This window comes from Anaerofilum hominis (assembly GCF_014287275.1).
In the GTDB taxonomy this organism is placed as follows: domain Bacteria; phylum Bacillota; class Clostridia; order Oscillospirales; family Ruminococcaceae; genus Pygmaiobacter; species Pygmaiobacter hominis.
The window spans coordinates 204,109-228,521 of record NZ_JACONZ010000004.1; the positions used below are offsets into that span (position 1 = coordinate 204,109).

Genomic DNA, 24,413 nt, shown 5'->3' on the forward strand with positions numbered 1-24,413 from the left:
GCCTGGGACCAGAGGGATAAAACGCGGGCCGACGCGCCGGAAGAGCTGAAAAAACAGCCCGGCGCAGCGGCCCGCGTTTTGGCGGACGACAAAAAAGCGAAAGTAGAGGAAAACGGCTTTGGACAGACTGCTCAACTGGATGGGACTGACGGCCTGGGCGCTGTTTTATCTCATTTATTTTGTCAAAAACCTGCTTTTGCGCCGGCACGGCATCCGCGCAAACCGCATCGGCAAGGGGCAAAAAGGCCGCACGGCAGCCCGGGTGGAGCGCCTGCTCGGCCCTGTGACCCTGATGCTGGGCGTCCTGCAGCCCCTCAGCTTTCAGCCGGGCCTGCTGAAGCCGCTGGCGCTGCCGGAAGCGGTGCGCGGGGCGGGGCTTCTGCTGGCCTTTGCGGGGGACGCGGTTTTTCTGCTTTCGGTGATCTGCATGGGGGCAAACTGGCGCGCCGGCGTGGATGCGACCCAGCGCACCGCGCTGGTGACCGGCGGCGTCTATGCCCGCAGCCGCAACCCGGCGTTTCTCGGCTTTGATCTGCTCTATCTGGGGCTTGCCCTGGCCGCGCCGGCCCCGCTGCATCTGGCGCTGGCGGCGCTGGGCGTTTTGGTCCTGCATCTGCAGATCCTGCAGGAGGAGGCTTATCTCACGGCGGTTTTCGGGGACGCATACGAACAGTACCGGCGCAGGGTGCGGCGGTATCTGTAGCAGTCCCGGAAAGCGTTTTGTTTCAGCGATCCGCATGGGGACAGCAGATGTGCCGGCACAGCTGCGCCCTATGCGCCGCAGAGGCACAAAGCAAGGCTACGGCAGAAAAGAGGCGGACGAAAACAGCGTGCCGGGGCGCGCGTCGGCCCTGTGCGCGGGCTGGGCGATGCGGCCCCTCATTTGTGCGGGAAACAGACGGCTGCCTCCAGGCCCTGGAGGCGCTTTGTTTCCGATATCGGAACGCGTTGCAGCCCAAGTCCCCGCCGCTGCCGCGCGGACAGGGCCGGCGGGGCAGCTAAGACCCGCGGTCGGCAAAACGCCCCTGGATGCAGGAGAACATGAAGCCTGCATCCGGGGGCGTTTTGGTTTGTCTGCACAAAATGCAGCGGCATGGGCCCGCTGCCGGTCTGGGAAGGAGGCGCTGGCCCATCTAAGCGGGCTGAGAAGCGTTTCCCCTCTGCGCGCGCAGGCGGACCGCACCCGAAGCATCGTCGGATTTTGGGCGGGAGATGACGGTCTCCCTTGGCGCACGCAGGCGGACCGCATCGCCCGGCACCGCGCACTTTGCGGGACGCGTGCCCCGGACGGCCCGCAAAGCGGGCCCGGCAAACGGAGACGGGCATCTGCGGTTTATTTTGTCCCGCCTGCAGCGCGGGCGATGGCGCGGTCCATCATCGCGCCCATCCGCAGGGGAAACAGATAATTTACCCTCATCAGCAGCTGCTGGCCGGCGCTGTGGCAGAGCAGAAAACTCTTTTTGCCGATGCGCCGCGCCAGACCGGCGCCCACCGTCTCCGGCGGGGTCATAAACTCCGCGGGCACGGGCAGGGGGGCGGCGGAAGCCGTGCGGGTCAGGGGAGGGTGGATCAGATGTACGCTGACGCCGTCCGGCGCGTATTCCAGGCGGAGGCATTTGGCCAGCGCTTCGATCGCGCCCTTGCTGGAGGCGTAGGGGGCGATGCCGGGAAAGCCGGTCACCCCGACGCCGGAACTGGTGAACACCAGCCTGCCGCGGCTTTTGCGCAGATGGGGCAGCGCGGCGCGCGCCAGGTGCAGGGCGCCGAAATAGTTGGTGTCCAGCACCTGGCGAAATGCGGTTTCCCCTGTGGCGCTGAAAGGGCCGAACGTGCACAGGCAGGCGTTGTGTACCGCGCAGTCAAGGCCGCCGAATTCCGCTGCGGCCCGCTCCACGCAGCTGGCCGTCTGCTCCGGGTCCCGCACGTCGCACTGCAGCGCCAGCAGGCCGGGGAACGCTTCTCCCTGACGCTGCAGGGGGGAGAGGTCGAGATCCAGCACCGCCACCCGGCATCCGCTTTGCAGCAGCCCGCGGGCGAGATAAAAGCCGATGCCCTGCGCACCGCCGGTGATCACAAAATTTTTCAGCGTTTTCATGGATGATGCTCCTTTAAAAAATCTTCCAGGTGGCGGCGCACCGCCTCCAGCAGCCGGGCCCGGGCCTCGGCGCTGTCCAGCGGAAACTCCCGCTCATAGAGAAAAAGGATGGGGGCCAGATACAGCAGGGCCAGCCGCTGCTCCTGCCCGGCGGGGAAGCGGCCCGTCTGCGACAGGCGGGCGAACATGCGGGTCTGGAACTGAAGCGGACGGTCAAAATACCATTCCCGGTACAGCGCGGCCAGCGCCGGGTCGTGCTCCCTTTCAATGCGCAGCATCCCAAAAAAAGCGAGGATCTCCGGGTCCAGCAGATAGCCCTGCACATAGCCGGTCCCCACGCGCAGGAACACTTCGTCCTCCAGTTCCGTCAGCTGCGCCATGCCCTCGTCCAGCAGGCTGGTAAAGCGGCCCGCTTTTTCCGCAAAGCGGCCCAGCAGCGCGTCCAGCAGCGCGCGCTTGTTTTTGAAGTGATAATAAAGCGAGCTTTCCCGGATGCCCACCTCGCCGCAGATGTCCCGGATCGACACGGCGTGGTACCCGCGGCGCGAAAACTGCCCCAGCGCCGCCTGCAAGATCTGTTCCCCGGTGTCCATTCTCTGCTGCCCTCATTCTTTTGACCTAACGATCGTTAGGTTCATTGTACCTAACGGTCGTTAGATTGTCAAGCACACATCTTTTATTCTTTTTCTGCGTAAAGATAAAGGGCGGAAAGATCACGGGGGAGGGGTCACTGTGCTGGAGTTTACCAAGATGCAGGGGGCGGGCAACGACTTCATCGTCTTTGACGGGATGGCGCGCACTCTGCCGGAATACGGGCTGTTGGCGCGGGCGGTGTGCAGCCGGCGTTTTGGGATCGGGGCGGACGGGATCCTCGTGGCCCGGGCCAGCGACGATGCGGACCTGGCTATGGTCTATTACAATGCCGACGGCAGCCGGGCCGCCATGTGCGGCAACGGCATGCGCTGCTTTGCCAAATTTGCACGGGAAAACGGCTTGACGGCAAAAAACGTCTTTACGGTCGAGACGCCGGACGGCGTCAAAAAGGTGCGGACCGCGGTGAGCGGCGAGGGAGTCGTGACCCGTGTGACCGTCGACATGGGCAGGCCGGTCTTTTTGCCCTACGAGCTGCCGGTGCTGCTGCCCGGCGAGCGGATCGCCGACCGTCCCCTGGAAGCGGCGGGACGGCGGCTGCGCGTCACCTGTGTGCGGGTGGGGGTGCCCCACACCGTGATCTTCGTGCCCGCGCTCTCGCGGGCGGAGGTGGAGACGGTGGGGCCGGCCGTGGAGCGGCACCCGGCTTTTCCCAGCGGGACCAATGTGGATTTTGTGGAGGTGACGGGCAGAGACCGGCTGAAGATCGCCACCTGGGAGCGCGGCGCCGGCCACACGCTGGCCTGCGGCACCGGCTGCTGCGCCGCGGCTGTGGCGGCGCGCACCGGCGGCAGGGTCATCGGGGACCGGGTGCGGCTGGACACGGAGGGCGGGCCCCTGCAGGTCGGTTTTTTGCCGGACGGCTCGGTGCGGCTGACCGGCGGGGCCGAGACGATATGCACCGGCGTGCTGTCGCCGGGCCTGCTCTGCCGCCGTCCGCGCCCCTGACGCCGCGGCCGCCCGCGGGCTTTTCCGCGCGGTATTCCCGCCGCCCTGCGCCCGGCGCGGCGGACGGGGACGGGCGGCGGGCTGCCCTGTTTGCGGGGCAGGAAATGACAGCTTGATGAAAAAGCGTGCCCGGACCGACTAAAAATTTTTTTTTGTCCCATCCTAACATCGAATCCAAGCGCCGGGCCGGCGAAGACCGCAGACCCGGCAGCGAATGAAATGGGAGGATGGCTATGAACAAGGCAAAAAGGCTCGCGGCCCTGGCTCTGGCGCTGACCCTGGCGGCCGGCGCATTTTCCGGCTGCTGGAACAAGGACGACTCCTCGTCTTCCAGCGGCTCCGGCTCGGCATCGGGCGGGTCGGGCAAAGTTTATTTTTTGAACTTCAAACCGGAGGTGGACGGCGTCTGGCAGACCATCGCCAAGGAGTACACGCAGAAGACCGGCGTGCAGGTCAAGGTGACCACCGCGGCTTCGGGCACCTATGAAGAACAGCTCAAATCGGAGATGGCAAAAAAAGAGGCGCCGACCATCTTTCAGGTCAACGGCCCGGTGGGATACGCCTCCTGGGCGGACTGGTGCGCGGATATCTCGGGCAGCGAACTGGCCGGGCACCTGCGCGAGGGCGTCGGGGTGCTGGGCGACGGGGAAAAGATCTACGGCATCCCCTACACGGTGGAGGGGTACGGCATCATCGTGAACACCGCCATCATGGACCGCTATTTTGCGCTGGAGGGCGCAAAGGCAAAATCGCTGGAGGAGATCAACGGTTTTGAAAAGCTGAAAGAGGTCGTCGAGGACATGCAGGCGAAAAAAGCCGAGCTGGGCATCGACGGCGTGTTCGCCTCCACCTCGCTGCTCTCCGGCGAGGACTGGCGCTGGCAGACCCACCTGGCCAACGTGGCCCTTGCGCCGGAATTCGATGAGCTGGGCGCCGATATGACCGACGCCAAGACCGCGCCCGAGATCTCGTTCAAGTACAGCGAAAATTTTAAAAACCTGTTCGACCTCTATCTGGACAACTCCACCATCGACGCAAAGCTGTCCGGCAGCAAAACGGTGAACGATTCGATGGCGGAGTTCGCCCTGGGCAAGTGCGCCATGGTGCAGAACGGCAACTGGGGCTACAGCCAGATCGCCGGCGTGGACGGCAACGTGGTGAAAGAGAGCGACGTGACCTTTCTGCCCCTGTATATGGGCCTGCCGGGAGAAGAGGACCAGGGCCTTGCCATCGGCACCGAAAACTTTTTGTGCGTCAATGCCCAGGCCTCCGCAGAGGACCAGAAAGCCTCCCTTGATTTTCTCAACTGGCTGTTCACCTCGGACGAGGGCCGCGCCTATGTGAAGGGCGAGCTGGGCTTTATCGCCCCCTTTGACACCTTTACCGCAGAGGACGCCCCGGCCGACCCGCTGGGCCGCGCGGTGGTGGAGTGGCAGAACCGGGACGGCGTCAAAAACACCCCGTGGGACTTCACGATCTTTCCCAGCCAGACCTTCAAGGACAATTTCGGCTCGGCCCTGCTGCGGTATGCTCAGGGCAGCCTCACCTGGGACGACCTGATCGGGTCGGTCGTCGCGGACTGGAAAACGGAAAAAGCCAATATCGCCTGACGGGAGTTTGCCAAAGCGGCCCCGCGCGCTTTGTATTTTTGCGCGGGAACTGTCAAAGATAAACAGCGGGTGCGATGAGGGCGTCGGCGCCCGCGCGCCCGCTGTTTTTTCGCGGCGCCCCTCATGGCCGGCCCGGTCAAAGCCGGGGTCCGGCCGCAAGCTGCGGCCGGCGGCGCGGCGGCAAAAGCCGCCTGCAGCCGGCCATGAAAAATCCGTCTCCGGAGGTCCCCTATGCAAAAAACGCTCAAAAAAGCGCGCTGGTTCACCATTTTCGTCGTCCCCACGCTGCTGGCTTTTCTGGCGTCGTTTCTGGCGCCGTTCCTCATGGGCATCTATCTCTCTTTCTGCAAATTTACCACCGTCACCAATGCCCGCTGGGTGGGGGTGGACAATTACCTGAGGGTGTTTACCGACCCGGGTGGAGACTTTGTGCGCGCGCTGAGCTTTACGGCGCTGTTCACAGTGGTGTCGGTGGTCACGGTCAATCTGTTCGCCTTTGCGCTGGCGCTGCTGCTGACGCGCGGGCTGCGGGGCACCAACCTGTTCCGCACCGTGTTTTTCATGCCAAACCTCATCGGCGGCATCGTGCTGGGTTATATCTGGCAGATCATCATCAACGGGGTGCTGCTGGGCTTTGGGGTGGACATCACCTTTGACGCGAAATACGGCTTTTGGGGCCTGGTGGTGCTGATGAACTGGCAGCTCATCGGCTATATGATGATCATCTATGTCGCCGGGCTGCAGAACGTGCCGCCCGAGCTGATCGAGGCGGCCGAGATCGACGGCGCGTCCGGCTGGCAGACGCTGATCCACGTCACGCTGCCCAACGTGATGCCCTCGGTGACCATCTGCACTTTTCTCACCCTGACCAACAGTTTCAAGCTGTTCGACCAGAACCTGGCCCTCACCGGCGGCGCGCCGGGCAAGCAGACGGCCATGCTGGCGCTGGACATCTATAACACCTTTTATAAGCGCACGGGCTGGGAGGGCGTGGGCCAGGCCAAGGCGGTGCTTTTCTTTTTAATGGTGGGCGCCATCGCTTTTATCCAGCTGCGCCTTACCCGCTCAAAGGAGGTGGAGAACTGATGGAAAGGGATACAAAGGGCCTGCGGGTCCTGCTGACAGTGCTGCTGCTGGCCATCGCGGCGCTGTTTATCGCGCCGGTGGTCATTGTGGTGATGAACTCTTTCAAGGGCAACCTGCATATCTCCAGCGCTCCCTTTGCGTGGCCCACGGCGGAGTCCTCGGTGGGGCTGACAAATTATCTCACCGGCTTTGTGAAGATCGGATTTTTGCGCGCTTTCGGCTGGTCGCTGTTCATCACCGTGTGCAGCGTGGCGCTGATCCTGCTCTTTTCGGGCATGGCCGCCTGGTATCTGGCGCGGGTCAAAACATGGTACGCCTCGCTGCTCTATTATCTGTTCGTATTCAGTATGATCGTGCCGTTCCAGATGGTCATGTTCCCCATGAGCAAGCTGGCAAACCTGCTCTCGCTGAGCAACCCGCTGGGCATCCTGTTCATTTATCTGGGTTTTGGGGCGGGGCTGTCCATCTTTCTTTTCACCGGCTTTGTCAAAAGCATTCCGCTGGAGATCGAAGAGGCGGCCACCATCGACGGCTGCGGGCCCTGGCAGACCTATTTTCTTATCGTGCTGCCGATCTTGAAGCCCACCTCCATCACTGTGGCCATCCTCAACGCCATGTGGGTCTGGAACGACTACCTGCTGCCCACGCTGGTGCTGGGGGGAGGGTATATGACCCTGCCCCGGGCCATCCAGGGCGTGCTCACCGGCAGCTACGGCGGCCGGGACATGGGCGCGCTGATGGCCATGCTGGTGCTGTCCATCCTGCCCATCATCGCTTTTTATCTGGTCTGTCAGAAATATATCATCCGCGGCGTGGTGGCAGGGGCGGTGAAAGGTTGACAAAGCGGCGGCTTTGGGTCAAAATGAGTTTATGAGCAGCCGCGGCGCAGGACGGCGCGGCGCGCGCCTTTGCAGCGGCGGAGCTAAAAAAGCCGGCCCCGGACGGGAGCGGCCGGCGCTTTTTGACGGGCGCGCGGGACCACGCGCCCGCTGGCCCCGCGCGGGGTCGGACCAGGAGGCGCAGGTGAATGGCAGCTCTCCCCACAGCGGACAGACCGGCCCCGGCCAGCCTGCCTGGCGGGAGCGGGCGGCCGGGGCTGCACGCCCCGGAAAGGCGCGCCCTTTGGCGGCCTCGGACCGGCGGGGGCGGACTGCCGGAAAAGATAAAATCGGCGCGGCCGTGCAGGGAAACAGGGCGTTTTCCGCACGGCCGCGGTCAGGAGGTACCTTTATGCGCAGCAGCGGTATTCTGCTGCCGGTGAGCAGCCTGCCCTCGCCCCACGGCATCGGCAGCCTGGGGCGGGAGGCCTATGGCTTTGTGGACTTTCTGCGGGAGGCTGGCCAGCGGTACTGGCAGATCCTGCCCATCGGCCCCACCGGCTATGGGGACAGCCCCTATCAGAGCTTTTCCGCCTTTGCGGCAAACCCCTATTTGATCGATCTGGACCTGCTGGCGCAGGAGGGGCTGCTGACAGAGGCGGAGATCGCGGCGGAGGACTTTGGCAGCGACCCGGAGCGGGTGGATTACGGCAAGCTGTTCCAGCGCCGGTTCGCGCTGCTGGAAAAGGCGGTAAGGCGGCTGGACCCGCAGGATGCGGCGCTTCTCGCCTTTTGTGAGGAGAACGCGGTCTGGCTGGAGGACTACGCCCTCTTTATGGCCCTGAAAGGGGAGCGGGGCATGGTCAGTTTTCACCACTGGCCGCGCGCGCTGCGGCTGCGGGAGGAAAAGGCGCTCGCCGCCGCCCGCCGCAGGCTGCAGGACGACGTGTTTTTCTGGCGCGCCGTGCAGTATCTGTTCTATCGCCAGTGGGACGCGCTCAAAGCCTATGCCAACCGCAGCGGCGTGGCCATCGTCGGGGACCTGCCCATCTATGTGTCGCCCGATTCCTCCGACCTGTGGGCGGACAGCGCCCTGTTTCAGGTGGACGCGCAGCGCCGCCCCACCGAGGTGGCGGGCGTGCCGCCAGATGCCTTTTCTGCCGACGGGCAGCTCTGGGGCAACCCGCTGTACAACTGGAAAAAGCACAGGGCGGACGGATACGCCTGGTGGCTGAGGAGGCTGCGCCATGCGGCGCGGGTCTACGACGTGGTGCGCATCGACCACTTCCGCGGTTTCGAGAGCTACTACGCCATCCCCGCGGCGGCAAAGACCGCGGCCCATGGCCGCTGGCGAAAGGGGCCGGGCATGGACCTGATCGGCACGATCCGGCGCGAGCTGCCTCAGCTCGGGGTCATCGCGGAGGACCTGGGCTATCTGACCCCGGCGGTGCGCAGGCTGCTGGCAGAGAGCGGCTACCCCGGCATGAAGGTGCTGCAGTTCGCGTTTGACTCCCGCGAGGAGAGCGACTATCTGCCCCACAACTACCCGCGCAACACGGTGGTCTACACCGGCACCCACGACAACACCACCACAGAGGACTGGCGGCACAGCGCCGCGCCGGAGGACGTGGCGTTTGCGTGCCGGTATCTGGACGTCACCCCGATGAGCAACTTTACCTACAGCTTTATCCGTGCCGCGCTGGGCAGTGTGGCCGATACCTGCATCATCCCGCTGCAGGACTATCTCTGCCTGGGGGCGCAGGCGCGCATCAACACCCCCAGCACGCTGGGAGAAAACTGGGTCTGGCGGGTGCGCGGGGAGGCGCTCACCCCACAGCTGGCTGCCGGGATCCGTGAGCTGACCCGCATGTACGGCAGGCTGCCGTCACGCGGCGGCAGAAAGCGCAAAGACGGCTGAGAACGAGACGGCCGCATGCGGCTCTCTTTTCTTCTGCCCGTCCGGCGGCGCAGGGGCTCGCGGCGCGGCAAAATGCGGCGGCCCGCAAGCTTGGGGACCGCTGCCGCCGAGAACCCGCGGACCGCATTTCCGCTTTCAGGGGCAGCGAAAAGATTTTTTTGGGACATCGGCAGAAAGTAGCGGCGCAGCCACAGTTTTAGCGCATCCCCCGCCGCGCCGGGTCTCTCACGGACAGCCCCCACGGCGCGGACTGCGCCCCGGGCGCGGCCCGCGGGCGGCCGTTTTTCGGGGGTCCGTCAAGCAAAGTTATCAAAAAAAGCAGCTGCGGCGCAGCTGCTTTTTTTGATGCGGGAAAGGGGTTGACTTTTGGGTCTAATGGGATTAGACTTAAAGCGGAAAGTCTATTGCTGTTAGACCGGATCCGGCGGGCAGAGTTTTGCCGGCGCAGGACACAGCGGGAGGATAAAATGGAAGATTACCGGCTGGGAGAGATGGAACAAAAATTTGCAGACCTGATCTGGGAGCGGGCGCCGGTGGCCTCCGGCGAGCTGGTGCGGCTGTGCGCGGCGGCTTTCGGCTGGAAAAAATCCACAACCTACACCATGCTCAAGCGTCTGTGCCAGCGGGGATTGTTTGAAAACCGCGGGGGCAGGGTGCAGGCGCTGACCTCAAAAGAAGAGTTCTGCGCGCGGCGGGGGGAACAGTTTCTGGAAGAGAGCTTCGGCGGCTCGCTGCCGCGCTTTTTTGCAGCTTTCACCCGGCATAACCGGCTCAGCGGCGCCGAGGTGGAGGAGCTGAGGCAGATGATCGAGGCTTATGGTGAAATAGACGGGGCCAAAACCCGGGAGGAGGGATGACCATGTTCGGACAGATGGCGGACAGATGGTTTTTAGAGCTGCTCAACGCCGGCTTTGCGGCCAGCGCGGCGGTGTTGGTGGTCCTGCTCCTGCGCCTGCCGCTGCGGCGGGCGCCGAAGCTGTACTCTTATCTGCTCTGGGCCCCGGTGCTTTTCCGGCTATTGTGCCCGTTTCCCATTGAGAGCGTGTTCAGCCTGCTGCCGGCAAGGGCGCAGCCCATCCCGCAGGATATCCTGACCGCCCCGACGCCGCGGATAGAGACCGGGGTAGCGGTGCTGGACCGCACGGTGAACGCTGCGCTGCCCGCCGGAGAGGCGGCGGCCAGCGTCAACCCGCTGCAGGTCTGGCTGTGGGCCGCGCAGATCGTCTGGCTTGTCGGGGCGGCCGGGCTGCTGCTGTACAGCGTCATCGCCGCCCAGAGGCTGCGCCGCAGGCTGAGGGGCGCTGTGCGGGAAGAAAAGAATATCTACAGCGCGGCGGGCCTGGAAACGCCTTTTGTGATGGGGCTTTTCCGCCCCCGCATCTACCTGCCCGCAGGCCTTGCGGATGCGGAGCGGCGATATATTTTGCTGCATGAACAGACCCACATCCGGCGCGGCGACCATCTGTGGCGGCTGCTGGGCTTTTTGGCGCTCTGCCTGCACTGGTACAACCCACTGGTCTGGCTCGCTTTTTCCATGAGCGGCAGGGACATGGAGATGTCCTGCGACGAAGCGGTGCTTCGGGTGCTGGGAGAGGACGTGAAAAAGCCCTATTCGGCGTCTCTGCTGGCCCTGGCGTCGGGCAGACGCTGGGTGGGGGGCACCCCGCTGGCTTTCGGCGAGGGGGATACCGGGGCGCGCATCAAAAATGTGCTGCGCTATCGGCGGCCCGCTTTCTGGGTCTCGCTGGCGCTGCTGGCCGCGGTGGCTGCGGCGGCCGTCGGGCTGGCGCTGAGCCCGCGCTCCGGCCGGGAGGGGGAGGACGCTTCGTCCTCACCGCCTGCCCAGGTCTCTTCCTCCGGGGCACAGGCGCAGCCGGAACCGTCCGCCAGCGCCTCCACAACTGCAGAATCTAAGTCTGTTCTTCTCACCGAAGAAACAGCAAATGGATTCATCCGCCAAACGCTGAGTACCCTTACTCTTGGCTCAGACGATACGGTGTCCTTTCGTCTGCCACCATCCATCCCCGCCGATGAAAACAAAAAAACAGAGCTTTTTATTTCACTTAGCGCGACCTTTTCGGATGAGGTTGCCACGTATAGTATACAAAATATATTTGATACAAAAAGTGGATGGCAGGGCGGCGAACAGCGTATAGAAAAGCTTGATGTCGGGCGGGGAAAACTCACACGGGTATTTATGCGTGTTGCATTTATGACAAAGGTCAGTGAAACAGCCCATGAAATCTATGCTGCAGATTATGTAGAGCTTTCAGAGCCGTTTCAGTTTGACACCCCTGTGAACATTGTTGAACGGAGCGTAGAAATAAGTGGTGCGGGAGCGACCTCAACTTTGCATTACACGATGCAAAATGGGGATAGCTTTAAGGTGTCGCTGTCTCTGCCTGAAGGCGTTGCTCTTTCCACAAGCGAAAATTACCCGGAATATGCCGCGACCCCGGATTATGAAATGCCTGCAGTTGTGGCAGTGAAAGCCGGAGTTCCCATTGGGATATTAACATTGGGCGAATTTGGGACGGATGATAAAGATACCCTTGCACAAATTGACACCACTAAAAATGAACTTCCTATGCCGATTTTTTCAGGGATAGCACTTCCAAACCATGTTGCCTATGAAAATTATAAGGTTTGCAGATCTTCTTTTTCAGGTGCAAATGCCACGGCAAAATATCTATGGCAAGATTTAACGGGTTATGGCGGCAATGCACCTGACGCACCTTGGTTAAAATCTGATTCTATTTTAGCGTACGATTATGAAAAAATTCCGTTTTTTATCAGTTTGAATTTAACGGACGGCAGTCTTAGTGCTGCAGAACTTGAAAACTTGGCTGAAAGCATAGTGATCATGAGTTGAGTTTACAAATAGGAAACAGCAATTCTATTTGCCTTAGTGCTCTGCATACAGGGATAAATGGAGCGCACCTTGATGGCTGGATGCTGTGCCTTTTCACATCATAAACCAAGGATCGTCCGCGGGATGCAGGGCTCTGTTGTGAGCAGGGACAACGACTACACCGAGGTGAAGCGGGAGGGCTGCCGTCGCCGCCACCTGCCGCGTGTCCTATCAGGACGGGGCGCGGGCGGCGGCACCAGCTATAAACTGGGGGTGCTGGCCCGGGACGAGGCGCTGGGCCGTTATATCGCGCTGCAGCTGGAGCCGGATGCGGTGACGGGGGAAGAGCTGGAAGCGATCGCCCGCAGCGTGAGATTCAACCCCTGAAGAGCGCCCGCAGCCGCGGCGGCGCACAAAGACCCCCATTCCAAGGAATGGGGGCCTTTGACGATTTTACCGCAGAATGGACCGGTCTTTGTTTAGAAGATACTCCGCTTTTTCGAAATCGTCTTTATGCACGTAGATAAGGTATTCATAATTGTAGTCCATGTTCATCCCAAACGTGCCGGTGTTTGCATGGCGCGAAGAAAACAGGGCTGGGCCGCTCATGCTTCTGGTCTTGATCTTGTACGCGATGCCGTTCGCATTCAGCGCCTCCCGGATCTGCGCCTGTATTTTCAGCGAAAAAGTTTGAAAAAGAAGTTTCCGATTAAATATCGTCATTTGTATTTTCTCCGATGGATGAGTTTACCGGCAAGCGTTTTCACGGCCTGGGACGGCCCCAGTCCCGCCCCCCGATGACGAAATGAGGAACGATCTTTCCCTGCCGGAGACCGCTTCCAGGCGGCGGTTCGTCCGCCTGAGCGGACGGCTCTGCAACGCTGTTCCGGCCGCTGCCGCCGTCATCATCGCCGTCCCGGCCGACCGTCTGACCGCGCGCAAGCTGCGCGGTGCACAGGGGCTTGGGGAAAGGAGGAGCCTGCGCGCTGTTCTCTGACCGCGCGTCTTTTTCTCATTAAACACCTTTGAGAGGCGTTTTTCTATGCGCAGAAAAAACAAGAAGCCGCTTGCTGTTTTGGCATGATTTTTCCTCGTGAAGATCAGGAATTTTTATACATGATTCAGGAACTTGACGCCTCCGTTGCCCCTTTGGAAAAATATCTTATGCCGCCAGCTGCCGCCGGGCTGTCCCCAGTGCTTGGCGGCGGCTTTTTTTTCGTCTTTTTTCGCCGTTTCCGCAGGCCGACCCAGGCGGGGCCCCGCGCTTTACAGCCGCAGGGGAAAACGGTACAATGGAAAAAAAGAAAGGCTCTGCGTCCGCTTTCTGTCCCCGCGGCGGGGAGGCGGGCGAGGGGAGGAGAGAAAAGATGAAAAAGATCATTCTCGACTGCGACCCCGGGCATGACGACGCTTTTGCCATTATGCTGGCGGCAAAGCATCTGGATGTGCTGGGGGTCACCACCGTGGGCGGCAACGGTTACCTGCCCAATGTGACCCGCAACGCGCTGCAGGTGCTGGACCAGATCGGCCGCGCGGATATCCCGGTCTATGCCGGCCACGCGGGGCCCTCCACGCTGCCGCTGGTCATCGCCCCAAACGTCCATGGGGAGAGCGGCATGGACGGCCCTAGCCTGCCGCCGCCCAGCCGCCCGGCCGAGGGGCGGCACGCGGTGGATTTCATCGTGGAGACGGTGATGTCCGATGCGGAGGTCACGCTGGTCGCCACCGGCCCTTTGACCAATATTGCGGCGGCATTGAACCGTGAACCACGCATCGCCCAGAAGGTGCAGGCGCTGTATCTGATGGGGGGCGGCGCTTATTGCGGAAACTGGACCCCGGCGGCGGAGTTCAATATCTGGGTGGATGCCGAGGCGTCCTATAAGGTGTTCCACAGCGGCATGCCCCTTTATATGGCGGGCGTCAACCTGACCCGGCAGTGCCCGGTGCTGGCGGAGGATATCGAGGCCATGCGCGGCTTTGGCAACAGGGCGGGCGTTTTTGCCGCCGAGCTGCTGGACTTTTTTGCCCATGGCGGGGACGCCCATCTTCACGACCCCTGCGCCGTGGCCTGGCTGATCGACCCGTCTTTGGTGCGCTCGGCGTTTTTGCATGTGGATATCGAGCTGACCGGCACCCTGACCCGGGGGATGACGGTGACCGACCTGCGCCCGCTGCAGACGCACCATCCCGAGAGGGATCTCGATCTGGATTCCCCTCATCGCTGGGACGACGCGCCGGAGGGGGCGCCGTTCCGCGGCAGCGCGCCCAACACCCATGTGGGGCTGCGGCTGGACTTTGCGGGGTTCCGCCGGCTGCTGCTGGACACGGTCCGCAGCTATGACTGAGAGGTCTTGAAAAGGCGGCGCACAGTGCCCGCGTGCGTGCTAAAGAAGCAGAGGGCGGGCTCAAGGCCCTGGTCGGGCACCCGGCGCACAGTGCGCACATAATAAAATAAAAGAAGAGTGGGAGAACGCGGACAGCCGCGTCCTCCCACTCTTCTTTATATGCCGATCCGCTTGCGGGCCCGCAGGGAGCGCAGGTGCCGCGCGTCCCGGCCAGGGCTATCCGTCGTTTTCCTGTCCCGGCGCAGGCGGGGCCGCGCGCTCGACCCGCAGCTGGGCAATGCGCTGGTCCTCCATTTTTTCCACCGTGACTTTCAGGTCTTTGTAGGTGAAAGATTCCCCCTCGGCGGGGATATGCTCCAGCACCTCCAGCGCCCAGCCCGCCACGGTGGAATAGCTGCATTCGAAGTCACGGTCCTCAAAGCCGATCTCTTCAAAAAAGTCCTCTACGTTCTGCTCGCCCGCGACCTCCCAACAGTGGTCGGAAAGGCGGCGTACCGGCGGTTCTTCCCGGTCGGTCTCGTCCCAGATCTCGCCCACCAGCTCTTCCAGGATATCCTCCATGGTCACCAGGCCCATCACGCCGCCGTAGTCGTCTGTGACCACGGCCATATGCTGCTTTTCACGCCGAAATTCTGCCAGCAGGGCGTTGATGTGCTTGGTCCGGTACACGTACAGCACCGGGCGCATCAGCGCGCGCACTGCGACCGGCCGCCGCTTGACCATGCATTCCAGCACATCCTTGGCATACAGGATGCCGATCACGTTGTCGATGCTGCCCTCATAGACGGGGATGCGGCTGAAGCCCTCGTCCACACAGGAGGCCAGCACCTCTTCCAGCGGGGCGTCCACGTCCACGGCCAGCATGTCCACGCGGGGCACCAGGATCTCCTGCACCGTCGTGTCGTCAAAGTCGATGGCGGATTGGATGATGCCGGTCTCCTGCGGGCTCAGCACCCCCTCGTCCTCTACGGTGTCCACGATGGTTTTCAGCTCGTCCTCTGTTACCGACGGCTGCACGTTCAGCTCGCTGCTGCGCCTGCCGGTGAACACGCGCTTGATCTGCACGAACAGCCAGACCAGCGGCGTGAAAATAAATTTGATCCAGGACAGCGGGCGGGCGGTGGCAAAGGCCACCCGTTCGGCGTTGTCCTTGGCGTAGCTTTTGGGCAGGATCTCGCCGAAGATCAGCACCAGCACGGTGGTCACAACGGTGGCGACCGCCGCCCCAGCGTCCCCCAGCAGCGCGGTGGCCACCAGGGTGGCGATGGAGGAAAGGGTCAGGTTGACCACGTTGTTGCCGATCAGGATGGCGGAGAGGGTCTTGTCGTAATCCTCAGCGTTTTTCAGCGCCACGGCGGCTTTTTTGTCGCCCTCCTCCGCCCGGTTTTTGACCCGGATCTTGTTGATGGAGGAGATGGCCGTCTCACTGGCAGAGAAAAAAGCGGAAAATGCCAGCAGCAGCACCAGGGCGACGAGCATACTGGGACCAGGGGTATCCAAATGAAATCAACTCAACTTTCTTAAAATTTATATCCTTATTTTGCTTGAAAAAACAGGGCGCGGGAAGCGAGGGGGGAGAAAGGCGTCCCGTTCAGGGGCGGGGCGCGGTGGGGGCGGCGGCCTCGCAGCAGCAGCGGCTGCCGTCGAACGCGCCCACCTGCACCTCCACGATCTCTCCCTGCACGGCGCCGGGGGCGGCCACGGCCACCGGGATATAACGGGAGGTGTAGCCGGTATACAGGTTTTTGCTCACCGGCTGTTCCAGCAGCACGGTCTCTTGCCGGCCGGCCCAGCCGGCGATGACCTGCGCGCGCACGGCGTCGGCGGCAGCGATCATGCGGCGGCTGCGTTCCGCCTTTACGGCCTCCGGCACCTGCCCCTCCATCTTCGCAGCGGCGGTGCCGGCCCTGCGGGAATAGCTGAACACATGGACCTTCAAAAAGCCGAGACTTTCCACAAAGCGCAGGCTTTCACAGAAGTCCTCTTCGCTCTCGCCGGGAAAGCCCACGATCACGTCGGTGGTGAACAGGGGGCGGTCAAACAGGGCGCGCATCCGCTCCACCACGGCGCGGTAGTCCTGCGGCGTGTAGTGCCGGTTCATGGCCGCCAGTGTTTTGGCGCACCCGCTCTGCAGGGAGAGGTGAAACTGGCAGCAGAGCTTTTTGACCCGGGACAGGCGCAGCAACGTCTCTTCCGGCAGCAGGTCCGGCTCCACCGAGCCCAGACGGATGCGGTCGATGCCGTCGATCTCTGCGGCGCGCTCCACCGCCTCGGCCAGCGAGGAGCCGGTGTCCTGGCCGTAACAGCACAGGTTGATGCCGGACAGCACCACCTCGCGGTAGCCCTGCGCCGCCAGGGAGCGCAGCTCCGCCAGTACGCTGTCCAGCGGGCGGCTGCGCACCCGGCCGCGGGCATAGGGGATGATGCAGTAGGCGCAAAAGCGGTTGCAGCCGTCCTCAATTTTCAAAAAAGCGCGGGTGTGGCCCAGCGGCTGTTCCGCGGGCAGCTCTTCAAAAGCCGCGCCGGCGGCGTGGGGCCGGATATCCACCACCCGCTCGCCGGTGGCCAGAAAGCGCTGTACGTCTGCGACGATGCTGCCGCGGGCGTTGGTGCCGGTCACCACGTCCGCCTCGGCGGCGGCCTGCGCCTCCTGGGGGAACGCCTGCGGATAACAGCCGGTCAGCACCGTGACGGCGCCGGGGTTTTCCCGCTTGCAGCGGCGCAGCCACTGGCGGCTTTTTTTGTCGCCGCCGGCGGTGACGGTGCAGCTGTTGACCACATAGACGTCGGCGGCGTCGCCGGGGCCGACGATCTCAAAACCGTTTTCAAAAAAAAGCTGCTGCAGCGCCCCGGTCTCGTTCTGGTTCACCTTGCAGCCCAGGGTATAAAAACTCGCTCTCAAAAAACTACCTCTTTCTGCCTGAAACATGGTGGTGCTCTGGCCTTTTATTATACAAAATTTAGCGCCGCAGCACAAGGAGAGGTCAAAATCGCCGCCGGGGGACATATAGATTGGGATAGGAACACAAAAATGGGAGGTTTCGGACCATGACCCGATTCAAAAGGATGACCGCGATTTTTCTGCTGCTCTGCCTGCTGCTGGCGGGCGCGGGCAGGGCCTTTGCCGCAGGCGGGGGAGAGGAAGCCCGCCCCACGGCGGCCGAGCCGCAGCAGACGGCGGAGGGGCGGTTTGCCATGCCGTCCTTCGACGTGCCGGCCAAGGAGGCGATCCTCATCGCCCAGGACACCGGCGACGTGCTGTACCAGAAAAACCCGGACGCGCGGGTGCCCATCGCCAGCATCACCAAGGTCATGACGCTGCTTCTCACCTTTGAGGCGATCGACGCGGGCAAGATCAGCCTGTCGGACATCGTGCCGGTCTCCGAGCACGCCTATTCCATGGGCGGCAGCCAGATCTGGCTGGAGCCGGGTGAACAGTTCACGCTGGACGAGATGATCAAGGCCATCTGCGTATCCTCGGCCAACGACGCGGCGGTGGCGGTCGCCGAGTTTGTGGGCGGCTCTGAGCCGGTGTTCGCCGAAATGATGACAAAGCGCGCGCAGGAGCTGGGGATGGAGAATACCAGCTTCAAAAACGCCTGCGGCCTGGATACCGAGGGGCATTTTTCCAGCGCACGGGACGTGGCCATCATGTCGCGCGAACTGCTGAGCAGGCACCCCGGCATCACCGCTTACACCACCATCTGGATGGACAGCCTGCGCGGGGGCGCCACCCAGCTGATCAACACGAATAAGCTGCTGCGGAACTATCAGGGCATCACCGGCCTCAAGACCGGCACCACCGGCGGCGCAGGCATCTGCATCTCGGCCAGCGCCACCCGGGACGGCCTGTCGCTGATCGCGGTGGTGCTGGGCAGCTCCACCAGCGAAGAGCGCTTTGCGGCCGCCACGGCCCTGCTGGACTACGGCTTTGCGAACTACGAGGTGGCCGGCATGCCGGACCTGTCCGCCCAGCCCGACAGCCTGCCGGTCACCGGGGGCGCAGAGCAGGAGGTGGAGCTCGTCTACACGCTGCCCGAGCACCTGCTGCTGAAAAAGGGCGAGGGCGCGGCGCTGGAAGCCGCCGTCACCCTGCCCGAGAGCGTCGGGGCGCCGGTGCAGGCCGGGGCCGAGCTGGGCAGCGTGCGGCTGGCCGTGGGCGGCGAGGAACTGGGCGTTTATCCCATCACGGCAAAAAACACGGTGGAGGCCATGACGTTCGGCATTGCTTTCGACCGGCTCTGGCAGGCCCTGACCAGCCTGTGACAGGGCTGTGAAGACCGGGTTAATTTTTCGTGGCCCGGGGGTTTTTAACTTGACAGCCGCAGGGGAGTAATATATCATTAATACAAGGAAAGCGCGGGGAAAATCTCCCCGCCGCGCCGCGCTGAAATACGGCGCCGACACTTCCCCAATGTATACGGTTGGAGGCAATTGCTATGTCCGTGACCTTGAGTACGAAACATCTTTCCGGCTTTGTCCGCGACGAAGAATTCGACTATATCTGGCCCCAGGTCGAGCTGGCGCACAAGCAGCTGACCGAACGCAGCGGGGCGGGCAGCGACTTTCTGGGCTGGGTCGATCTGCCTGTCGATTACGACAAAGAGGAGTTCGCCCGCATCAAAAAGGCGGCGGAAAAGATCCGCAGCGACAGCGACGTGCTGATCGTCATCGGCATCGGCGGCAGTTATCTGGGCGCCCGCGCCGCCATCGAGGGCATGACCAGCCAGATGTACAACGAGTCCGCGTCCACCAAGATCTATTTCTGCGGCAACAGCATCTCCTCCAGCTACCTCAAAACGGTGCTGGCCCTGTGCGAGGGCAAGCGGGTGTCGGTGAACGTGATCTCCAAGTCCGGCACCACCACCGAGCCCGCCGTGGCGTTCCGCGTATTCAAGGAGTACCTGGAAAAGACCGTCGGCCCCGAAGAGGCGCGCCGCCGGATCTATGCGACCACCGACGCGCGCAAGGGCACCCTGAAAGAGCTGTCCGACCGCGAGGGCTACGAGACCTTTGTCGTGCCCGACGACGTGGGCGGCCGGTATTCGGTGCTCACCGCCGTGGGCCTGCTGCCCATCGCCGTGGCGGGGCTGGACATCGACCAGCTGATGGCCGGCGCTGCCGCTGCCCGCGAGAAGCTGTCGGTCTGCGACCCCTCGAACGACTGCTACCGCTATGCGGCGGCCCGCAATATCCTGTACCGCAAGGGCAAGTCGGTGGAGCTGATGGTCAGCTACGAGCCCGCTTTCACCATGATGAACGAGTGGTACAAACAGCTGTTCGGCGAATCCGAGGGCAAGGACAATAAGGGCCTGTTCCCGGCGTCGGTGGTCTTTTCCACCGACCTGCACTCCATGGGCCAGTTCATCCAGGACGGCGCGCGGGTGATGTTTGAGACCGTGGTGGACGTCAGGCACCCGAAAGAGGAACTGTACATTGAAAAAGCGGCTGAAAACTTTGACGGGCTGAATTTTCTGGCCGGGCAGGACATGTCCAATGTGAACCGCAAGGCCATGGAAGGCACCCTGCTGGCGCACACCGACGGCGGCGTGCCCAACCTGATACTGGAAACAGACAGCCTGGGCGAGTTCGATTTCGGCTATCTGATCTATTTCTTTGAGCGCGCCTGCGCCATCAGCGGCTATCTGATGGGGGTCAACCCGTTTGACCAGCCGGGCGTTGAAAGCTATAAAAAGAATATGTTCGCGCTGCTGGGCAAGCCCGGCTACGAGGACGCAAAGGCGGCCCTGGAGGCAAAGCTGAAATAAAGCCGCGGCCGCCTGATTAACAGGGCGGACGTCCAGCCAGAATCAAGGTAGACAACATCAGGCACCGCCCTGCTGATGTTCAAAATAAAGGAGGAATTCCAATGATAAAGCTTATTGTTGGTGGCAAAGGCTCCGGCAAGACCAAAAAGATGATCGAGATGATCAACGAAAGCGCTACCACCACGCCGGGCAATATCGTGTGCATTGAAAAATCCATGAAGCTGACCTACGACGTCTCCCACGCCGTGCGTCTGATCGACGTGGATGAATATAAGATCTCCGGCTACGAGACGCTGTACGGGTTTATCGCGGGCGTGCTTGCGGGAAACTACGATATCGTCGAGGTCTACCTTGACGGCGTGCTGAAGATCGGCAACCATGACCTGGCCGGCCTGGGCGGCCTGCTGGCAAAGCTGGACGCCATCGCGGGCGACAATATCAAGATGGTGGTCACCGTCTCCTCCGACGAGGCGGACCTGCCCGAAGACGTCAAAAAGTATATCTGACTGCAGACGGACAAAAGCGGGGCGCAGAGCCCCGCTTTTTTATTCTCCACAGGCGCGGCGGCGTGAAAGCGCACCCGCGGACACAGGCGGGCGAATGGCTGAAAATTTGCCTTTTTATGTTGACAAACCGCGCGCCAACCCTTATAATAATCAAGCGGCCTTTTGTCAAAGGGGGATTTTTGTCCCAGCCGCAGCGAGGTCTTTTATGGTCATAGACATCAAAAAGCTCATCACCGGCAGGGAAGAACGGGCTGCAGGCACGTTCGAGGCGGACTTTTCCGGCGAGGGGTTTCCGGCGGGCTTTTCCCTGAAAGGCCCGGTGCAGATCGCTTATGACGCGCAGCGTCAGGGCGACGGCGCACGGCTCCGGCTGGACATCCTCTGCGAAGCGGTCATCCAGTGCGACCGCTGCCTGGAACAGGTCGACCGCACTTACCGTTATACGCCGGATTACCTGCTCTTTGAGGGGGATTGGACCGGCGAGGATCCCGAGCTGCCCTTTACTTCATCCGGTAAACTGGATCTGAAAGAGCTCAGCTATGACGAGATCCTGCTGAATCTGCCCAGCAGCCTGCTGTGCAGACCCGATTGTCAGGGATTGTGCCCGGTATGCGGCAAGCCGGCTTCTGCCGGATGCGGCTGCCGTCAAAATGTCGGCGACGACAGGCTATCCATATTAAAACAACTGCTGTCTTAAGTTTTACACATTTAGAGGAGGTGCTTTAAAGTGGCAGTACCCAAGAGAAAAGTTTCCAAGGCCAGACGGGACAAGAGACGCTCCTCTGTGTGGAAGCTGGAAGCCCCTGTCCTGGTAAAATGCGACCAGTGCGGCGAGCTGAAACTCCCCCATAAAGTATGCGGCAATTGCGGCTACTACAAGGGTAGGATGATCGTCAAAAAGGAAGCGTAAGCGCTTCGAAGCGCGGGGGAGGAAATGTTTCCTCCCCCGTTTTTCATGTCACAGAGGCGGGCCCTGCCTGAACGGGTCAAAAATGCGGCATACTGAATCCGGGCCGCAGAACTGCAGGGGAGGGAAAAGCGCGCATGGCGGTAAGGGTCACGCAGGTGGAACCGGGCAGCCCGGCGGCGCGGGCGGGCATCCGGCCGGGGGACACCCTGGCGCAGATCGACGGCGGCGAGATCAACGATATGCTGGACTATGAGTTTTACACCGCAAAGGGGGAATTCCCCGTGCTGGTGGACCGGGACGGCGCGCGGATCGAACTGCAGGTCAAAAAAGAGGAATATGAGCCCCTGGGATGCGATTTTGAGACCTATCTGATCGACAAGCATCACTCCTGCAAAAACAAATGCATTTTCTGTTTTGTCGATCAGCTGCCGCGGGGGATGCGGCAGAGCCTGTATTTCAAAGACGACGACGAGCGGCTCTCTTTTCTGTTCGGCAATTATATCACCCTGACCAACCTCTCCCGCAGAGAGCTGGACCGCATCAAGCTGATGCACATCTCTCCCATCAACATCTCGGTGCATGCGGTGGACCCCGCGCTGCGGGTGCGCATGATGCACAACCGCTTTGCCGGCGAGCTGATGCCCCGCATGCGGGAGCTGGCCGGTGCGGGCATCGAGATGAACTGCCAGCTGGTGCTCTGCCGGGGGATCAACGACGGCCCGGCTCTGCAGCGCAGCATGGAAGAGCTTGCCGCCCTTTGGCCCCAGGTGCGCAGCGTGGCGGCGGTGCCCATTGGGGTGACCCGCTACCGGGATGGGCTGGAGCCGCTGGAGGTCTACGACCAGGAGACGGCGGCCCAAACGCTGGATCAGCTGGTGGCCTTTGGCGACAGGATGGAGCAGCAGCACGGCGAAAGGCTGGTCTATCCGGCGGACGAATGGTATTTTCTGGCGGGCCGGCCCCTGCCGCCGGCGCACTTTTACGGCGATTATTTTCAGCTGGACAACGGCGTGGGCATGTGCCGCAAGTTTTATGATGAGTTTGCCGCAGAGCTGTCCCGCCCTCACCGCGTCCATCTGCCCTGCCGGGCCGACACCGTCTGCGGGGAGTCGGTCTATCCGCTGATCGTTTCGATGGCCGATGCGCTGATGAAAAAGTACCGCTTTGTGCAGCTGCGGGTACACTGCATCAAAAACGATTTTTTTGGCGGAAACGTCACGGTGACAGGTCTGCTGACCGGGCAGGACATCGCGGCCCAGGCGGCGGGCCGCATGCTGTCCCACCGCCTGCTGCTGCCGGGCACGACGCTGCGCAGCGAACAGGACGTGCTGCTGGACGATATGACGGCGGAGGAGCTGGGCGCGCGGCTGGGGGCAGAGGTGACCGTTATCCCGCAGGACGGCGCGGCGTTCGCGCGCGCGGCGCTGGGGCTGCCTTTGGAGTAAGGCCCGGCGGGGCACGGCTTTCCGTCAGGGCGTTTTTTTCGGCTGCCGCAGGGCGGCGAAAGGAGTTGTAAGCTATGGCAAAACCGATCGTGGCCATTGTGGGCCGCCCCAATGTGGGCAAATCGACCCTGTTCAACAAGCTGGTCGGTCAGCGGCTCTCCATCGTGGAGGACACCCCGGGGGTCACCCGGGACCGCATTTACGCGACCTGCGAGTGGCAGGACCGGCAGTTCCTGCTGGTGGATACCGGCGGCATCGAGCCCGACAGCGACGCCGGTCTGCTGGGGCATATCCGCAGGCAGGCGGAGCTTGCCATCGAGACGGCCCAGTGCATCATCTTTGTCACCGATATCCGCGGCGGCGTGACGGCCAGCGACGAGGATATCGCGCGGCTGCTGATGCGCAGCGGGAAACCGGTGGTGCTGGCGGTAAACAAGTGCGACTCGCTGGGCGAGCCGCCCATGGAGCTGTATGATTTTTATGCGCTGGGCATCGGCGAACCGCACCCCGTCTCTTCCGTGCACGGGCACGGCACCGGCGATCTGCTGGAAGAGGTGTGCAGCCATCTGGTTTTTGAGGAGCAGGATGCGCAGGACCCCGACCGCATCCCGGTGGCGGTCATTGGGCGCCCCAATGTGGGCAAGTCGAGCCTTGTCAACCATATCCTGGGGGAAAAGCGCATGATCGTGGCGGACGAGGCGGGCACCACCCGCGACGCCATCGACGCCGAGGTGGACAACCAGTACGGCAGCTTCACCTTCATCGATACGGCGGGCCTGCGCAAAAAGGGCCGCGTGGAGGACGGGGTCGAGCGCTATGCGGTCATCCGCAGCCTGGCGGCGGTGGAGCGGGCCCGGGTCTGCGTCATCCTGATCGACGCCACGGTGGGCTTTACAGAGCAGGACTCCAAGGTGGCGGGCTTTGCCCATGAGCAGGGCAAGGCGTGCATCATTGCGGTCAACAAGTGGGACGCGGTGGAAAAGGACGACAAAACCATGGACGCGATGCGCAAAAAGCTGATGGATGACTTCAGCTTTATGTCGTATGCCCCCATCATCTTTATCAGCGCCCGGACCGGCCAGCGGGTGGACCGGCTGTTTGAGCTCATCAAATATGTGGACGGGCAGAACGCCCTGCGCATCACCACCGGGATGCTCAACGACCTGCTGGCGCGGGCGACCGCGCGGGTGCAGCCCCCCTCGGACAAGGGCAAGCGGCTGAAGATCTTCTATATGACCCAGGCCTCCACCCGGCCGCCCACGTTTGTGGCTTTTGTCAACTCGCGCCAGCTGTTCCACTTTTCCTATCAGCGGTATCTGGAAAATCAGATCCGGGAGACCTTTGGCCTGGAGGGGACGCCGATACGGCTGCTGATCCGGGAGCGGGGCGAGGGCCGGTAGACTTTTGCGGCCGGATATGGTAAAGTAGAGCCGGTAAAATTTTCTCATACGCGCGGGACGCT

General features: G+C 62.4%; 22 protein-coding genes. 17 read left to right on the forward strand and 5 right to left on the reverse strand.

The genetic code is table 11. From position 1 onward, the window contains the following. Positions 1-118: 118 nt before the first annotated feature. Positions 119-703: a methyltransferase family protein gene (locus tag H8S23_RS11500; RefSeq protein ID WP_186888479.1), complete on the forward strand. Its 585-nt coding sequence runs from the start codon at positions 119-121 to the stop codon at positions 701-703. Positions 704-1,333: 630 nt separating this feature from the next. Here the strand turns inward: H8S23_RS11500 and H8S23_RS11505 are convergent. Continuing rightward, the gene (locus H8S23_RS11505) at positions 1,334-2,095 is read right to left on the reverse strand and encodes an SDR family NAD(P)-dependent oxidoreductase (protein ID WP_186888480.1); all 762 of its coding nucleotides are present in this window, start codon (positions 2,093-2,095) and stop codon (positions 1,334-1,336) included. Beyond that, entirely contained in the window at positions 2,092-2,688 is a 597-nt protein-coding gene (locus tag H8S23_RS11510) for a TetR/AcrR family transcriptional regulator (protein WP_186888481.1), read from the reverse strand. Before H8S23_RS11510 ends, H8S23_RS11505 begins: the two co-directional genes overlap by 4 nt. A gap of 139 nt (positions 2,689-2,827) precedes the next feature. On the opposite strand from H8S23_RS11510, the gene dapF reads away from it, so the two are divergent. The 8 genes from dapF to H8S23_RS11550 all read left to right on the forward strand — a co-directional run bounded on the left by dapF (position 2,828) and on the right by H8S23_RS11550 (position 12,364). Then, entirely contained in the window at positions 2,828-3,694 is an 867-nt protein-coding gene (dapF, locus tag H8S23_RS11515; protein ID WP_186888482.1) for a diaminopimelate epimerase, read from the forward strand. A 233-nt stretch (positions 3,695-3,927) separates the two neighbouring features. Next, complete coding sequence (locus H8S23_RS11520; RefSeq protein WP_186888483.1) at positions 3,928-5,304, forward strand: ABC transporter substrate-binding protein; 1,377 nt, start codon at positions 3,928-3,930, stop codon at positions 5,302-5,304. A gap of 231 nt (positions 5,305-5,535) precedes the next feature. Continuing rightward, positions 5,536-6,390 carry a carbohydrate ABC transporter permease gene (locus H8S23_RS11525; protein ID WP_186888484.1) on the forward strand — a complete coding sequence of 285 codons (855 nt, stop codon included), beginning with the start codon at positions 5,536-5,538 and terminating at the stop codon, positions 6,388-6,390. Next, positions 6,390-7,229, forward strand: coding sequence for a carbohydrate ABC transporter permease (locus H8S23_RS11530; RefSeq protein WP_186888485.1), 840 nt, complete (start codon positions 6,390-6,392; stop codon positions 7,227-7,229). The genes H8S23_RS11525 and H8S23_RS11530 overlap by 1 nt, the downstream gene beginning before the upstream one ends. 391 nt (positions 7,230-7,620) lie before the next feature. Continuing rightward, complete coding sequence (gene malQ / locus H8S23_RS11535; RefSeq protein WP_186888486.1) at positions 7,621-9,126, forward strand: 4-alpha-glucanotransferase; 1,506 nt, start codon at positions 7,621-7,623, stop codon at positions 9,124-9,126. Between the two features lie 467 nt (positions 9,127-9,593). Further along, the gene (locus H8S23_RS11540) at positions 9,594-9,983 is read left to right on the forward strand and encodes a BlaI/MecI/CopY family transcriptional regulator (RefSeq protein WP_186888487.1); all 390 of its coding nucleotides are present in this window, start codon (positions 9,594-9,596) and stop codon (positions 9,981-9,983) included. A 14-nt stretch (positions 9,984-9,997) separates the two neighbouring features. Continuing rightward, positions 9,998-11,998, forward strand: a complete 2,001-nt coding sequence (locus H8S23_RS11545; protein ID WP_279289091.1) for a M56 family metallopeptidase — start codon at positions 9,998-10,000, stop codon at positions 11,996-11,998. 123 nt (positions 11,999-12,121) lie between these two features. Further along, positions 12,122-12,364 carry a hypothetical protein gene (locus tag H8S23_RS11550; RefSeq protein ID WP_186888489.1) on the forward strand — a complete coding sequence of 81 codons (243 nt, stop codon included), beginning with the start codon at positions 12,122-12,124 and terminating at the stop codon, positions 12,362-12,364. A 66-nt stretch (positions 12,365-12,430) separates the two neighbouring features. Here H8S23_RS11550 and H8S23_RS11555 read toward each other — a convergent pair whose 3' ends face one another. Further along, the gene (locus H8S23_RS11555) at positions 12,431-12,700 is read right to left on the reverse strand and encodes a hypothetical protein (protein ID WP_186888490.1); all 270 of its coding nucleotides are present in this window, start codon (positions 12,698-12,700) and stop codon (positions 12,431-12,433) included. Between the two features lie 644 nt (positions 12,701-13,344). Here H8S23_RS11555 and H8S23_RS11560 point away from each other — a divergent pair. After that, the gene (locus H8S23_RS11560; RefSeq protein ID WP_186888491.1) at positions 13,345-14,322 is read left to right on the forward strand and encodes a nucleoside hydrolase; all 978 of its coding nucleotides are present in this window, start codon (positions 13,345-13,347) and stop codon (positions 14,320-14,322) included. Positions 14,323-14,538: 216 nt separating this feature from the next. Here H8S23_RS11560 and H8S23_RS11565 read toward each other — a convergent pair whose 3' ends face one another. Continuing rightward, positions 14,539-15,822 carry a hemolysin family protein gene (locus tag H8S23_RS11565; protein WP_186888492.1) on the reverse strand — a complete coding sequence of 428 codons (1,284 nt, stop codon included), beginning with the start codon at positions 15,820-15,822 and terminating at the stop codon, positions 14,539-14,541. 91 nt (positions 15,823-15,913) lie between these two features. Further along, positions 15,914-17,224, reverse strand: a complete 1,311-nt coding sequence (mtaB, locus tag H8S23_RS11570; protein WP_186888493.1) for a tRNA (N(6)-L-threonylcarbamoyladenosine(37)-C(2))-methylthiotransferase MtaB — start codon at positions 17,222-17,224, stop codon at positions 15,914-15,916. A gap of 146 nt (positions 17,225-17,370) precedes the next feature. Between mtaB and H8S23_RS11575 the strand changes: the two genes are divergently transcribed. From H8S23_RS11575 to der, 7 genes are all read left to right on the forward strand, one after another. Further along, positions 17,371-18,588 (forward strand): D-alanyl-D-alanine carboxypeptidase family protein, encoded by a 1,218-nt coding sequence (locus tag H8S23_RS11575; RefSeq protein WP_243166004.1) that lies wholly within the window; start codon positions 17,371-17,373, stop codon positions 18,586-18,588. A 173-nt stretch (positions 18,589-18,761) separates the two neighbouring features. After that, entirely contained in the window at positions 18,762-20,090 is a 1,329-nt protein-coding gene (locus H8S23_RS11580; RefSeq protein ID WP_186888494.1) for a glucose-6-phosphate isomerase, read from the forward strand. A 101-nt stretch (positions 20,091-20,191) separates the two neighbouring features. Then, complete coding sequence (locus H8S23_RS11585; RefSeq protein WP_186888495.1) at positions 20,192-20,596, forward strand: hypothetical protein; 405 nt, start codon at positions 20,192-20,194, stop codon at positions 20,594-20,596. A gap of 205 nt (positions 20,597-20,801) precedes the next feature. Then, positions 20,802-21,293, forward strand: a complete 492-nt coding sequence (locus H8S23_RS11590) for a YceD family protein (RefSeq protein WP_186888496.1) — start codon at positions 20,802-20,804, stop codon at positions 21,291-21,293. A 30-nt stretch (positions 21,294-21,323) separates the two neighbouring features. Next, a complete protein-coding gene (rpmF, locus tag H8S23_RS11595) occupies positions 21,324-21,506 on the forward strand; it encodes a 50S ribosomal protein L32 (RefSeq protein ID WP_186888497.1) in 183 nt (60 codons plus the stop codon). Between the two features lie 92 nt (positions 21,507-21,598). Further along, positions 21,599-22,951 (forward strand): DUF512 domain-containing protein, encoded by a 1,353-nt coding sequence (locus H8S23_RS11600; protein WP_279289092.1) that lies wholly within the window; start codon positions 21,599-21,601, stop codon positions 22,949-22,951. 74 nt (positions 22,952-23,025) lie between these two features. Next, a complete protein-coding gene (der, locus tag H8S23_RS11605; RefSeq protein WP_186888499.1) occupies positions 23,026-24,351 on the forward strand; it encodes a ribosome biogenesis GTPase Der in 1,326 nt (441 codons plus the stop codon). Positions 24,352-24,413 lie beyond the last annotated feature (62 nt).

Coding starts and splice junctions, on each gene's coding strand:
- H8S23_RS11505 (WP_186888480.1), bottom strand. CDS start 2,095: ATGAAAACGCTGAAAAATTTTGTGATCACCGGCGGTGCGCAGGGCATC.
- H8S23_RS11510 (WP_186888481.1), bottom strand. CDS start 2,688: ATGGACACCGGGGAACAGATCTTGCAGGCGGCGCTGGGGCAGTTTTCG.
- H8S23_RS11520 (WP_186888483.1), top strand. CDS start 3,928: ATGAACAAGGCAAAAAGGCTCGCGGCCCTGGCTCTGGCGCTGACCCTG.
- H8S23_RS11525 (WP_186888484.1), top strand. CDS start 5,536: ATGCAAAAAACGCTCAAAAAAGCGCGCTGGTTCACCATTTTCGTCGTC.
- H8S23_RS11530 (WP_186888485.1), top strand. CDS start 6,390: ATGGAAAGGGATACAAAGGGCCTGCGGGTCCTGCTGACAGTGCTGCTG.
- malQ (WP_186888486.1), top strand. CDS start 7,621: ATGCGCAGCAGCGGTATTCTGCTGCCGGTGAGCAGCCTGCCCTCGCCC.
- H8S23_RS11540 (WP_186888487.1), top strand. CDS start 9,594: ATGGAAGATTACCGGCTGGGAGAGATGGAACAAAAATTTGCAGACCTG.
- H8S23_RS11545 (WP_279289091.1), top strand. CDS start 9,998: ATGGCGGACAGATGGTTTTTAGAGCTGCTCAACGCCGGCTTTGCGGCC.
- H8S23_RS11550 (WP_186888489.1), top strand. CDS start 12,122: ATGCAGGGCTCTGTTGTGAGCAGGGACAACGACTACACCGAGGTGAAG.
- H8S23_RS11555 (WP_186888490.1), bottom strand. CDS start 12,700: ATGACGATATTTAATCGGAAACTTCTTTTTCAAACTTTTTCGCTGAAA.
- H8S23_RS11560 (WP_186888491.1), top strand. CDS start 13,345: ATGAAAAAGATCATTCTCGACTGCGACCCCGGGCATGACGACGCTTTT.
- H8S23_RS11575 (WP_243166004.1), top strand. CDS start 17,371: ATGACCCGATTCAAAAGGATGACCGCGATTTTTCTGCTGCTCTGCCTG.
- H8S23_RS11580 (WP_186888494.1), top strand. CDS start 18,762: ATGTCCGTGACCTTGAGTACGAAACATCTTTCCGGCTTTGTCCGCGAC.
- H8S23_RS11585 (WP_186888495.1), top strand. CDS start 20,192: ATGATAAAGCTTATTGTTGGTGGCAAAGGCTCCGGCAAGACCAAAAAG.
- H8S23_RS11590 (WP_186888496.1), top strand. CDS start 20,802: ATGGTCATAGACATCAAAAAGCTCATCACCGGCAGGGAAGAACGGGCT.
- der (WP_186888499.1), top strand. CDS start 23,026: ATGGCAAAACCGATCGTGGCCATTGTGGGCCGCCCCAATGTGGGCAAA.